Below are 12,471 nucleotides of genomic sequence, written 5' to 3'. Positions count from 1 at the left end.
CCTATGCAACAACGTGTCATCGTCGGTATGTCAGGTGGTGTAGATTCTTCTGTTTCTGCAGCACTCCTCCTTCAACAAGGTTATCAGGTTGAAGGATTGTTCATGAAAAACTGGGAAGAAGATGATGGCACGGAATACTGTACAGCCATGGAAGATCTGGCCGATGCCCAGGCCGTATGCGATAAAATTGGCATCAAACTGCACACCGCCAACTTTGCCATGGAATACTGGGATCGGGTTTTCGAGCACTTCTTGGCAGAATACGCCGCTGGCCGTACCCCTAACCCGGACATTCTGTGCAATAAAGAAATCAAATTCCGTGCGTTTTTAGATCATGCCATTAACCTGGGTGCTGATTTTATTGCAACGGGTCACTACTGCCGTCGTGGTGAAACCATGACCAACTCTAAAGGTGATCAATATGCACCTTTATTGCGTGGTGTCGACAACAACAAAGATCAGACTTACTTCCTGCACGCGGTGCATGGTCGTGAAATTAACAAGACCCTGTTCCCTGTCGGTGAAATTGAAAAGCCACAAGTACGTAAAATTGCAGAAGAATTGGGCTTGGCGACTGCAAAGAAAAAAGACTCCACCGGTATCTGTTTTATTGGTGAACGCCGCTTTAATGACTTCTTAAAACAATATTTACCCGCACAACCCGGAAAAATCGTGCTGGAAGATGGCAAAGAGGTTGGTGAACATCACGGCTTAATGTACTATACGCTCGGTCAACGCGGTGGTATTGGTATTGGCGGCATGAAAGGTGCAGCTGAAGGTGCCTGGTTTGTACTGCATAAAGATGTAGCCGGCAATCGTCTGGTGGTTGGTCAAGGTCATGATCATCCACTGATGCAAAGCACGATTCTGTGGAGCGAATCCATTGATTGGGTCGCAGGTGAACAGGATATTCCTGACACCGGTTTCCGCTGCACGGCAAAAACCCGCTATCGCCAACCTGACCAAGACTGCGTATTATTTAAAGATCCAGAAACACCAAATGGTGTACGTGTTGAATTTGATCAGCCACAACGTGCAGTAACACCAGGTCAAAGCGTGGTGTTCTACGCAGGTGAAGTGTGCTTAGGGGGTGGCGTGATCCATCATACCAATGCCCCTCACCCGGATTTTGTTTAAAGGATTGTTTCGGCATGACAGAGTTACCGTTTCAACAGCCTCGAACTCTGAATGTTCGCCAGAATCGTGCTTTGGCCCTCGCTGCTGTGTTTCAGGCCACGCAGCTGACCCATATGACCGCACTGACTGGCCGACAAAGTATTGGCGATAGCGGTAACTTTTATCTGGAGCGCCTGATTCAGGCCAGCCTGAATATCCGTCCAAGTAATAATCAGAGTGGCCAAACCTTAGACTTTTTTAGTCAGCTGGCCGATATCTCCCTTGGTTTAAAAACCCTCGAAAATAGCATTACCCATCCGTTTACCACCTCACCCAAATCCAGATTACCGAAAATGTCCAATGCCAAGTTGCCGATGTCCTATGCCATGGCGCTGCTGCAACTGGAAAAGAAAGTCTATAGTAATCCGCAATTTGTTGAAATTATTGAGCAATCCCAGCAAAAAATCTTAAAACAGCTGTCCTTTTTTGATAATAACTATTTACATCCAAGTATTCTCGCCAATCTTGCCCAAACCTATGTTGATACTGCTGGACAGATTAATCCGCGGATTATGGTGCGTGGCAATGCCGAGGCCTTTAAAGATTCTGCCCATACCAACCGTATTCGTGCCTCGCTATTTACCGGCCTGCAAATGGCACATTTGTGGCGTCAACTCGGTGGCAGCTCATGGGCGATGATTTTTAGCAAACGCAAACTGCTTCAAGATATTCAGGATCTTGCCCGTTTACAGTATCAGGTGGTCTGATCTGTACGGACATTTGTTTTAGGTTTAGTTCCAAAGTTTAAGGAATCGTTATGAACGCTTTAACTGCACTTTCTCCATTAGATGGACGTTATGCGAGCAAATGTGATGCTCTTCGTCCTTTCCTTTCTGAGTTTGGTTTAATCCATGCTCGTGTGACTGTTGAAGTGCGTTGGTTACAAGCGCTTGCGAACCGTCCGGAAATTACTGAAGTCCCAGCTTTTTCTGCAGAAACCAATGCGGCCTTAGATGCGATTGTGGCAAATTTCTCTGAAGAAGATGCGAACCGCATTAAAGAGATTGAACGTACCACTAACCACGACGTTAAAGCGGTTGAATATTTCCTGAAAGAAAAAATCGCCAACATCGACGAGCTGAAAAATGCCGGTGAATTCATTCACTTTGCTTGTACTTCTGAAGACATCAACAACCTGTCACACGCGTTAATGCTGAAAAACGGCCGTGATGTACTGGTTGCATCTATGCAGCAAATCATTGACTCAATTGTGGCGCTGGCTGAAAAACATGCTGATCAACCCATGCTGTCTCGTACACACGGTCAAACAGCTAGCCCAACCACTTTGGGTAAAGAAATGGCCAACGTGGCGTACCGTTTAGCGCGTCAAATCAAGCAATTCAACAATGTTGAACTGCTGGGTAAAATCAACGGTGCAGTGGGTAACTACAACGCTCACCTGTCTGCCTATCCAGACATCAACTGGCCTGCACATTCACAAGCATTTGTTGAATCTTTAGGTTTAACTTTCAACCCGTACACCACGCAAATTGAACCGCATGACTATATGGCGGAACTGTTTGATGCGCTGCGTCGTTTCAACACCATCTTAATCGACTTTAACCGTGACGTTTGGGGTTATATCTCGCTGGGCTTCTTCAAACAAAAACTGAAAGAAGGCGAAGTCGGTTCTTCAACCATGCCGCACAAAGTCAACCCGATTGACTTCGAAAACTCTGAAGGTAACCTGGGTATTGCCAATGCTGTTCTTGCGCACCTGGGCGAAAAACTTCCAATTTCTCGCTGGCAGCGTGACTTAACCGACTCAACTGTACTTCGTAACATGGGTGTAGGTTTTGCACAGAGCTTGATCGCATTTGAAGCCTGCTTAAAAGGTATTGGTAAACTAGAACTGAATGCTGACCGTATTCTGGAAGACCTGGACAATGCACAAGAAGTATTGGCTGAACCGATTCAAACGGTTATGCGTCGTTACAACGTTGAAAAACCATACGAAAAATTAAAAGCGCTGACTCGTGGTCAAGCGATGACTCGCGACATGATGGTGAGCTTCGTCAACGGTAACGAACTCGAAGCTGTTCCGGCTGCGGATCGTGCACGTTTAGCTGAAATGACCCCTGCGTCTTACACCGGTAATGCCGCTGAACAGGCAAAACAAATTAAAGATTTGATTGCTAAAATCTAATGAAATGATTTGAGTTTTTCACAACATCTTCTTTCTTCCTCTGGAAGCAACATAAAGAGGGTGTAATTTTGAAAAACTCAGCATCAAAAAGCGAAGCTCCGGTTTCGCTTTTTTATTATGATAATTACAAATCCCAATCCTATAACCAGAATGATCGACTACCAATTACAAGCCAAACATTGGCTGATGCTGGTCCTGTTAGGCCTGACCATGCTGCTTGCCAGTATCAACCCGATGGAATTTTCAGCCTATGTGCTACATCAGGTTGGAACGGTTATCATGCTAATTGTGCTGCTATTGCTCTTCAAAAAAGTCGGTTTAAGCTTTTCGAGTTTTGTTTTCTATCTTATCTTTCTGTTGATTCATATTTTAGGCGCGCATTATCTCTATTCTTATGTGCCCTATAACGACTGGCTGCTGCAATACTTCGGCTTTGATTTAAATCAGTGGCTGGGCTGGGAACGCAATATGTATGATCGCTTTGTGCATTTTGCCTATGGGGTGCTGCTCTACCCGCTGTTTTTCCGCTTACATCGGCTGGGCTTTCCTAACTGGATGATCTTTCTGCTGGTCGTGCAATGGGTTATGAGCAGCAGTTTGATTTACGAATGGCTGGAATGGTTACTCGCCATCCTCCTCTCTCCAGAAGCGGCTGAAAATTATAATGGTCAGCAAGGCGATATCTGGGATGCGCATAAAGATATGCTCCTGGCTACGCTCGGCGCAATTCTGGCAGGAAGCTGGAGCTTATACAAAGACAGAAAAAAAGCACTCGATTGAGTGCTTTTTCATGTTTCATGAGCAAAATTGGATTAGAGCTTAGGATCGCGCATTTGCACCAGATTGGCACTGGCTTTGCTTAAAGTATCCATCACCTTGTTAATGACCGCAGGCACCAGAGAATCGGCCACCTGTGCGGCTTGTAGGCCGAGTTTTTCACCCAAGGTTGGCTTGCGACGGGTTTCAATGACATAAACATCATGCTGTGGCAATAACCCTAACAGGTATTCATCTGAGGTTTGCAGTTTATCGACCAGGTTCAGATCGGAAGCATCCTGACCATACCAGTGTTCACCTGTAGCGACTTTTTCAACATTGAGCTGCGGACGGTACTTTTCAACAAAGTGCTTGAACAGGCTGTGAGTTTGTTGCAACTCTTCTTCAAACTTGGCCTTGCCTTCTTCGGTATTTTCACCAAACATGGTCACGGTGCGTTTGTATTGACCAGCCGTATACAGTTCAAAATCTATATTGTGCTGTTTCAGCAGGCGGTTAAAGTTTGGCACCTGTGCCACTACGCCAATTGAACCCACAATAGCAAACGGTGCAGAGATAATTTCATTGGCGATACAAGCCATCATATAGCCACCGCTAGCAGCGACTTTATCAACACAGATGGTCAAATGAAAACCGGCATCACGCAGACGTACCAGTTGTGCAGCGGCTAAACCATAACCATGTACCATCCCGCCCGGACTTTCCAGACGCACCACCACGCGGTCACGTCCAGCTTTGGCGGTGGCCAGAATTAAGGTAATTTCTTCACGCAGATTCTCTACCGCAGAGGCGGCCATATCCCCTTTAAAATCGAGTACATAAATTTTCTGGTTATTCTTTTTACGCAGGCGTGCTTCTTTGGACAATTGCTGGCTAAATTGCAACAGCTCCAGTTTGGAGGCCGTAGTCTGCGCTATTTTTTTTCGTTGTTCGTTAATACGCGCATTTAAATGACGGATACGAATTTCGGCAGGTAGTTTTTGGGAATGAAATAACATATAAAAATCTGTTCTCAATTTTATTTTGGCTAAGCTTTAGATGAGGGCGGATATTGAGAATTCAATATTAGCGCATTTATTTGCTTAATTTAATCCACTTCCGTGTTAACCGTAGTGTCATTTTTGCAACAACTAAAAAATACAGCCCTGTTGAACAGGACGGGATTTTAAAAGCTGGGAAAGCTCAACATTAAAACCACCAACTGGATAGCAGATGGAATGATCTGCTCCGGATTCAGCCCTTCAAACTGAAATCTATTTAGGGTCTCATTTTAAGCATTATGATAGGTTAGATAATCCATCAAATCCGCTATGACCCTCCCCCTACCCCTCAACCAGAGCCATAAAAAAACCGCAAATATTGATTTGCGGTTTTTTGATATACAGCGGTTGGCAACTAACCAAAACGACCTGTAATGTACGCTTCCGTTAATTGATGGTCTGGTTGAGTAAAGACTTTTTCAGTCGAGTTCACTTCAATCAGATCACCCAGGTGGAAGTATGCGGTACGGTCTGATACACGCGCTGCCTGTTGCATCGAGTGCGTAACAATCGCAATGGTGTACTGGGTAGACAGCTCAGAAATCAGTTCTTCAACTTTTGCAGTTGCAATCGGGTCCAGTGCGGAACATGGTTCATCCATCAGAATGACTTCTGGTGAAACCGCAATGGTACGCGCGATACATAAACGCTGCTGCTGACCACCTGACAGACCAGTACCTGGCTGGTTTAAACGGTCTTTAACTTCATCCCACAGACCGGCTTTACGCAGGCTGTTTTCAACAATTTCTTCAAGATCGTATTTGTCACGCGCCAAACCGTGCAGTTTCGGACCGTAAGCCACGTTTTCAAAAATTGATTTCGGGAACGGGTTTGGCTTCTGGAACACCATACCGACTTGGGCACGTAGTAATACCACATCCAGGTTCGGATCATAGATGTCCTGATTATCCAGCATGACTTTACCGGTAACGCGGCATGAATCAATGGTGTCATTCATCCGGTTTAAGGTACGAAGGAAAGTCGATTTACCACAACCTGATGGACCAATGAAGGCAATGACTTCATTTTCATAAATGTTCAGGTCAATGCCTTTAATTGCTTCAGATTCACCATAGTACACATGAACATCGGAGGTGCTGAGTTTGACATTGTTCGATTTGGCTTCTTTTTTGCTCGCCGCCTGGGTATCAAACTGAGACACAAACGAAGTTGCAGGCTGTTTGTGTTCTTCGCCTTCAGTTGACGTAAATTGTGTTTGCTCTGGATTCACTGCTTTATCCTGTTCTAAGGAATTCGGTTTGTCTGTGCTTAATACAGTAGTCATATTTTGCCCTCAATTACCAACGTACTTCAAATTTCTTACGTAACCAGATCGCCAGACTGTTCAGGCCGATCATGAGTGCAAGAAGTACGATAATGGCGGCAGCGGTACGTCCTTCAAAGAAGTTACGCAATTCATTGCCCTGCCATAGGAAAATTTGTACCGGTAATGCGGTAGATTGATCAAATGGAGATGCCGGTACGCTCGCAACGAAGGCACTCATACCAATTAATAGAAGTGGTGCGGTTTCACCCAATGCTTGTGCAACACCAATAATCGCACCGGTTAAAATCCCTGGTAATGCCAGTGGCAATACATGATGGAATACGGTTTGTAGACGTGATGCACCCAAGCCCAATGCAGCCTGACGAATAGATGGCGGCACCGCTTTTAGTGAAGCACGTGTGGTAATAATTACGGTCGGTAAAGTCATTAAACTTAGAACTAGACCACCCACCAGTGGCGCAGATAACGGTAAATGCATCCAGCCAATGAAGATGGCAGCGCCCAACAGACCAAATACAATCGATGGAACTGCGGCCAGGTTGTTAATGTTCACTTCAATAATATCAGTAATGACATTTTTTGGTGCAAATTCTTCCAGGTAAATTGCAGATGCCACACCAATTGGAATCGAGATAAAGATCACGATCAGCATCATGAACAATGAACCCATGAAGGCACCAGCCAAACCAGAAGTTGCAGGCGAACTACGCGAGTCCGGGCTGACAAAGATATTGGTATTGAAAGTATTTTCTATAATACCTTGGGCTTTCAGATCATCTGCCAGCTGACGGATTTCCGGGCTTAGCTGCTGCTGTTCTGCCGGCAGGTCACGGTCAATATTGCCCGCAAGCCATACATCTACATTGGCATCGGCCAGAATTTTCACTTCTTTGGTTTGACCAATCAGCGATGGATCTGCCAGTACCATATCACGTAAGCGATAGGTTTCAGAACTGGTGTACATGTAGCCTAAATCATCACGCTTGGCTTCAAGCGCCGCATCTTTAGCGACGATACCATTAACGATAAGCGCATCCCAATCGACCATACCCATTTCAGTCTGCCAGGCAATCATACGGTCATTAAATTGTGCCGGAGATTCACCTGCCTGCTGTTTTGGCTGGGCGCCCACATTAATAATGCTTGGGTCAAAGTAGACTGGCACTGCCATACTGCTTTGCCAGAATGCCGGTAAACCTTTGGCCAGAATACTGCCGAACAGTAACACGACAAAGAATAAACCTGCCAGTACCGAGGCCAGACCAAACATGCGGAAAGTGCTTTCTTTACGATGGCGTTTTGCTAACGAGCTTTCAATTTTCTGTTTACGTTGTGCGCGTAATTCAGCGGCCGCCCGTGGATCAAGCGGTTGTTGATCCATTGAAGTAGTATTTGAAGTACTCATTAGTCGTATTGCTCACGATATTTACGCACGATGTAAAGTGCCACAATGTTCAAACACAGGGTAATAACAAACAGGGTTAAACCTAATGCGAACGCCACCAATGCCTGCGGACTTGCGAAGTCGGTATCACCGGTTAACTGGTTAACAATCGTCATGGTCACGGTTGCAACCGCTTCTAGCGGGTTGGCATGTAGTAACGGACTGTTACCTGCGGCCAGGACCACAATCATGGTTTCACCAATTGCACGAGATGCAGCCAGCAAGAAGGCGCCGATAATCCCTGGCAAGGCAGCCGGCATCACCACTTTACGAATGGTTTCCGACTTAGTCGCACCCAGACCCAACGAACCATCACGTAGAGCACGTGGCACCTGGGTAATGATGTCATCAGATAAAGACGATACAAATGGAATGATCATGATGCCCATTACCAGACCGGCAGTTAAAGCACTGGTAGCATTGATATCAATACCCAGCAGTGCACCGGCACTTTTCAGGAATGGACCAATAATCATTAAGGCAAATACACCATATACAATGGTCGGAATACCGGCCAACACTTCAATGGTCGGTTTTGCCCATGAACGGAATTTCGAAGATGCATACTCTGCCAGGTAAATGGCAATCATCAGACCAATAGGTACTGCAACCAGTAATGCAATCGCACTGACCAGCAAGGTTCCCCATAACAGCGGTAAAAGGCCATATTCACCATCGGCACTACCGGTGGTACTAAAACCTGGGTTCCACTGGGTACCAAAGAAGAAGTCCATTGGGCTGACGAAGCTAAAGAAGCGTATGGCTTCCCCGAACATCGACATCACGATACCAACGGTGGTCAGAATGGCCACACCAGAACAGAGGGCTAAAGAAATGTTAATGATCTTTTCAACCTGGTTACGGGCACGGTACTGTTGAGAGACACGTTTTTTCGCCCATAGCAAACCAATTAACGCTGCGCAAATCACAACGGCCAGTTTGATATAAGAACCAATGGTTTCAAATTTTGCTAATTGTTCAGCAGCTGCCAGTTCATAGGCGGCTGGTGTATCGGTTACACCAAAGCCAGACGCCAGTGCTTGCACACGGTCTACCAGAACACTAGTGCTGGCTGCATTCAGGTTGGCAGCAACATCTGCCGGCACATGACTCAGTACCACCTGTTCCAAAATGGTTGGTTCAACCAGATTCCAAACAATCAAAATTAAAAAAGCAGGGATCGCACACCACAACGCCACCAACGCACCATAATAACCAGGGCGTGAGTGCAACATTGCAGAATTATTTCCCTTACCTGCTAGGTTACGGCTTTTGCTTAACCCGATTTGATAGGCTATGGCAATAATTGCCAGTAACACACCTATGAGTAGCAGATTCATGTATTCTCCACCGTTTTTTCAATTTTCATTATTTGAAAAAACATTTCTCTTCGCAAAAAGCTGATGGCAGGAAACCCTGCCATCAGCTGTTTTAACCACAATTATTTAACAGCTTTACCTGCTTTGAAGTTCGCCAAGATTTGCGCACGTTCTTTGTCAGATAAAGAGATCAGACCTGCTTTGTCTAACTTAGAACCTTTACCAGATACTTTCTTACTTAAGAAGAATTCTGTGTACTGTTGTAGGCCTTTGATTGATTTAAGGTGCTCACCTTTCACGTAGAAGAACAATGGACGTGAAACAGGGTAAGAACCGTTCAGGATTGTTTGCTCAGATGGCGCAACGTTGTTTACAGTTGCAACACGTAGCTTGTCACGGTTTTGGTCATAGAAACCTAGACCGAATACACCCACTGCACTTGGAGAAGTTCTTAAACGTGCCAGTGTTTCAGTGTAGTCACCAGCGATTTCAATCACACGGCCATCTTTACGGAAAGTTGTACATGCTTTTTTCTTCGCATCTTTGTCTAATGCTTTGATTGCTGCGTAAGCTTCACAACCTGCATCAACCATTTTCTCCTGGAACACTTCACGTGTACCGTGGTTAGATGCTGGAATTACCAGAGTAATTGGCTCGTTTGGAAGTGATTTGTCAATCTGGTTCCAACGTGTATATGGGTTAGCAACCATTTTACCTTTCGATGGAAGCTCAGCAGCCAAAGCAGCAAATACATGGTAAGGTTTTAATTTATAAGCAGCTTTGTTTGAGTTTGACGCGAATACGATACCGTCATAACCAATTTTAACTTCTAAGATCTGGTTCACGCCTGCTTTTTTACATGCAGCGATTTCTGAATCTTTAATTTGACGAGATGAGTTTGCGATATCAATTGTGTTATCGCCCACACCGTTACAGAACTGTTTCAAACCACCTGAAGAACCGCCAGAACCAACAACAGGCGCTTTGAATTGTGGGAATGTGTTACCGAACTCTTCTGCTACAATACTTGCGTATGGCAATACTGTAGAAGAACCAGCGATTTGGATGGTGTCACGAGCTGCGTTCGCAGTTGTTGCTACAGCTGCCCCAGATAGTGCTAATGCAAGTGCGATATTGGTAAAGCGCATTCTGTTCTCTCTCAATTTATGCAAATTCGGAGTACGCCACTTTTTATTAAGTTTTGTACTTATTTCGTTATGTGCATTGTGAGTTTAAAATATGACAATAAAGTTACACCTTTATGACACTTTAATGATGTTTTATTTTGCAGCTTGTTTTTATAGTTTCTAGAAGCCTGCTTTATATCAAAATATTAATTTAAGGTAATGATTTTAATAACATTTCACTACCTTATTAAAATTTCGAAAGATGTCTAAAAAAATATGAAAGCGCTGTAAAAATATGACAAAATGCCAATCCAGCACCGGTTCACTTTCTTACAATTGTCATAATTCTCTCTGGTTGATGACAATCACCCGATATTCTATAAAAAGCGAAATTGATTGTTTTTCTTAAACTTAATATATTCATCTGTTGCCTGAAACACACGCTCTCAGCCAATTGATCACTTCACTGTACTCAGCCACTTTATTCACTTCTATCCCCTTCTTTTGGCCCGTTTGGCTTGTTAACAGATACATGACATTCATCTTCATTTTTTTCAATTCAATGACCCGAGATAAAAAAAGAGGCCTTGTAGGCCTCTCTTTCTTTGCAGCATGCGATTAAGCGATTGGTGGTGTGTAAGTACCATCTGCAATTGAAGCTTTAATACGCTCTGCTTCTGCCAGCACAAGTGCCAGCAGGTTTTTCACGTTGTCTAGTGTTGCAACCGGGCTTAACGTGGTCATTTTCAATGACTGAACCTGACCCACTTTGGTTACACCAATATTGGCTTCACCACGCGCAAACAGCTCATCTGCGACGTTCTGGTTTAAGGCATCGACAAATTCAGCCGGATAGCCTTCAGGCACCACACGGAACAATACCGATGCAAATTGCGGCTCTACCAGCAGCTCAAGACCATCTGTTGCTTTAATATAAGCAGCAACATCACGGGTTAAATCCACACCATGATCGATCATTGAACCATAAAGCTCTTCGCCCAAGGCTTCAACTGTCATCCACAATTTCAAGGCATCAAAACGACGCGTGGTTTGCAGTGACTTCGATACCAGGTTTGGTACGCCATGTTCTTCATCATAAGCAGAGTTCAAGTACTCGGCTTCATAATGCATGAAACGGTAGTTGGCTTCGTCTTTTAACAAGAATGCGCCACATGAAATGGTCTGGAAATAATGCTTGTGGAAATCAAGCGTCACAGAATCCGACAATTCAATGCCATCGAGCATAGAACGATAGTCATTCGACAAAATCAGTGCACCACCCCACGCCGCGTCAATGTGCATCCACGCGCCATATTTGTTGGTGATTTCACGAATTTCTTTTAATGGATCAATCGCGCCCGCATCGGTTGTACCTGCAGTTGCCACCACACATGCCACAATTTTGCCTTCAGACTGAAGGTGTGCCATGGTTTTCTCAAGTGCAACCACATCCATCTGTGCATTGTCATTCACAGGAACGGTAACCACAGACTGGAAGCCCATGCCCATCATCGCCATGTTCTTTTGCACAGAGAAGTGTGCATTTTCAGAACAGATGACTTTGACATTACGCATTGCCTCTGCCGGTACACCATCACGCTGTACTGACCACGGCTTGCCGTTTTCGTCTTTCCAGTTTTTCGCGATGCAGGCATCACGCGCCAGCAGTACGCCCATCAGGTTAGACTGCGTACCACCTGAAGTGAATACACCGGCCTGACCTGAACCGTAACCGACTTTTTGGCGTAACCAGTCAATCAGCTGCACTTCCATTAATGAACCGGCCGGGCTTTGATCCCATGAGTCCATGGACTGGTTAGTGGCGTTAATTAACACTTCTGCGATCTGGCTGGCCACCATGGTTGGACAGTGCAAATGCGCCAGTGAATGCGGATGGTGAACTTTCAAGCTCTTGTTCAGGAACAGCTCGACCATGCGCTCTAAAGATTTCTGTACACCCAGACCTTCTTTCGATGGATTGAATGAAATGGCACTGCGTAGCTCTTTAATGCTACCACCGGTGTACATTTTATCGTTTTGCAACCATGCTGCGACAGCTTTTGTCGCTTGGTCCATTGCTGACTCATAGTCAGCAATAGATTGAGCATCATTGCAGAGTAAGGCTTTACGATGTTCTGCAAAATCTACCATGTA

General features: G+C 45.0%; 10 protein-coding genes. 4 read left to right on the top strand and 6 right to left on the bottom strand.

Annotation, left to right across the window (positions count from 1 at the left end; all coding sequences use genetic code 11):
• Positions 1 to 3: 3 nt before the first annotated feature.
• The 4 genes from mnmA to FTT89_RS01455 all read left to right on the top strand — a co-directional run bounded on the left by mnmA (position 4) and on the right by FTT89_RS01455 (position 4,102).
• Positions 4 to 1,137 (top strand): tRNA 2-thiouridine(34) synthase MnmA, encoded by a 1,134-nt coding sequence (gene mnmA / locus FTT89_RS01470; protein ID WP_075166642.1) that lies wholly within the window; start codon positions 4 to 6, stop codon positions 1,135 to 1,137.
• A gap of 14 nt (positions 1,138 to 1,151) precedes the next feature.
• Positions 1,152 to 1,883 carry a high frequency lysogenization protein HflD gene (gene hflD / locus FTT89_RS01465; RefSeq protein WP_005176767.1) on the top strand — a complete coding sequence of 244 codons (732 nt, stop codon included), beginning with the start codon at positions 1,152 to 1,154 and terminating at the stop codon, positions 1,881 to 1,883.
• 50 nt (positions 1,884 to 1,933) lie between these two features.
• On the top strand, positions 1,934 to 3,322 hold the full coding sequence (purB, locus tag FTT89_RS01460) for an adenylosuccinate lyase (RefSeq protein ID WP_005176761.1): 1,389 nt from the start codon (positions 1,934 to 1,936) through the stop codon (positions 3,320 to 3,322).
• A 150-nt stretch (positions 3,323 to 3,472) separates the two neighbouring features.
• Positions 3,473 to 4,102, top strand: coding sequence for a DUF2238 domain-containing protein (locus FTT89_RS01455; protein WP_180172657.1), 630 nt, complete (start codon positions 3,473 to 3,475; stop codon positions 4,100 to 4,102).
• 32 nt (positions 4,103 to 4,134) lie between these two features.
• On the opposite strand, the gene sohB is transcribed toward FTT89_RS01455, so the two are convergent.
• The 6 genes from sohB to FTT89_RS01425 all read right to left on the bottom strand — a co-directional run bounded on the left by sohB (position 4,135) and on the right by FTT89_RS01425 (position 12,468).
• Complete coding sequence (sohB, locus tag FTT89_RS01450; protein ID WP_180006683.1) at positions 4,135 to 5,097, bottom strand: protease SohB; 963 nt, start codon at positions 5,095 to 5,097, stop codon at positions 4,135 to 4,137.
• Between the two features lie 397 nt (positions 5,098 to 5,494).
• Positions 5,495 to 6,424: a phosphate ABC transporter ATP-binding protein PstB gene (pstB, locus tag FTT89_RS01445; protein WP_218944958.1), complete on the bottom strand. Its 930-nt coding sequence runs from the start codon at positions 6,422 to 6,424 to the stop codon at positions 5,495 to 5,497.
• A gap of 13 nt (positions 6,425 to 6,437) precedes the next feature.
• Complete coding sequence (gene pstA / locus FTT89_RS01440; protein ID WP_160241466.1) at positions 6,438 to 7,832, bottom strand: phosphate ABC transporter permease PstA; 1,395 nt, start codon at positions 7,830 to 7,832, stop codon at positions 6,438 to 6,440.
• Positions 7,832 to 9,211 carry a phosphate ABC transporter permease subunit PstC gene (pstC, locus tag FTT89_RS01435; RefSeq protein ID WP_180036968.1) on the bottom strand — a complete coding sequence of 460 codons (1,380 nt, stop codon included), beginning with the start codon at positions 9,209 to 9,211 and terminating at the stop codon, positions 7,832 to 7,834. The genes pstA and pstC overlap by 1 nt, the downstream gene beginning before the upstream one ends.
• 101 nt (positions 9,212 to 9,312) lie before the next feature.
• Positions 9,313 to 10,338: a substrate-binding domain-containing protein gene (locus FTT89_RS01430; protein ID WP_005176746.1), complete on the bottom strand. Its 1,026-nt coding sequence runs from the start codon at positions 10,336 to 10,338 to the stop codon at positions 9,313 to 9,315.
• Between the two features lie 597 nt (positions 10,339 to 10,935).
• Positions 10,936 to 12,468 carry an aspartate aminotransferase family protein gene (locus FTT89_RS01425; RefSeq protein WP_104471299.1) on the bottom strand — a complete coding sequence of 511 codons (1,533 nt, stop codon included), beginning with the start codon at positions 12,466 to 12,468 and terminating at the stop codon, positions 10,936 to 10,938.
• Between the last annotated feature and the right edge of the window lie 3 nt (positions 12,469 to 12,471).

Origin of the sequence: Acinetobacter sp. YH01025 (assembly GCF_013420185.1) — a bacterium.
Taxonomy (GTDB): domain Bacteria; phylum Pseudomonadota; class Gammaproteobacteria; order Pseudomonadales; family Moraxellaceae; genus Acinetobacter; species Acinetobacter indicus.
Note: the sequence above shows the minus strand (reverse complement) of the source record. Positions and strands in the feature narration are given on the sequence as shown.

Excerpts from the sequence above, each read along its gene's own strand:
- mnmA (WP_075166642.1), top strand. The coding sequence starts at position 4 with ATGCAACAACGTGTCATCGTCGGTATGTCAGGTGGTGTAGATTCTTCT.
- hflD (WP_005176767.1), top strand. The coding sequence starts at position 1,152 with ATGACAGAGTTACCGTTTCAACAGCCTCGAACTCTGAATGTTCGCCAG.
- purB (WP_005176761.1), top strand. The coding sequence starts at position 1,934 with ATGAACGCTTTAACTGCACTTTCTCCATTAGATGGACGTTATGCGAGC.
- FTT89_RS01455 (WP_180172657.1), top strand. The coding sequence starts at position 3,473 with ATGATCGACTACCAATTACAAGCCAAACATTGGCTGATGCTGGTCCTG.
- sohB (WP_180006683.1), bottom strand. The coding sequence starts at position 5,097 with ATGTTATTTCATTCCCAAAAACTACCTGCCGAAATTCGTATCCGTCAT.
- pstB (WP_218944958.1), bottom strand. The coding sequence starts at position 6,424 with ATGACTACTGTATTAAGCACAGACAAACCGAATTCCTTAGAACAGGAT.
- pstA (WP_160241466.1), bottom strand. The coding sequence starts at position 7,832 with ATGAGTACTTCAAATACTACTTCAATGGATCAACAACCGCTTGATCCA.
- pstC (WP_180036968.1), bottom strand. The coding sequence starts at position 9,211 with ATGAATCTGCTACTCATAGGTGTGTTACTGGCAATTATTGCCATAGCC.
- FTT89_RS01430 (WP_005176746.1), bottom strand. The coding sequence starts at position 10,338 with ATGCGCTTTACCAATATCGCACTTGCATTAGCACTATCTGGGGCAGCT.
- FTT89_RS01425 (WP_104471299.1), bottom strand. The coding sequence starts at position 12,468 with ATGGTAGATTTTGCAGAACATCGTAAAGCCTTACTCTGCAATGATGCT.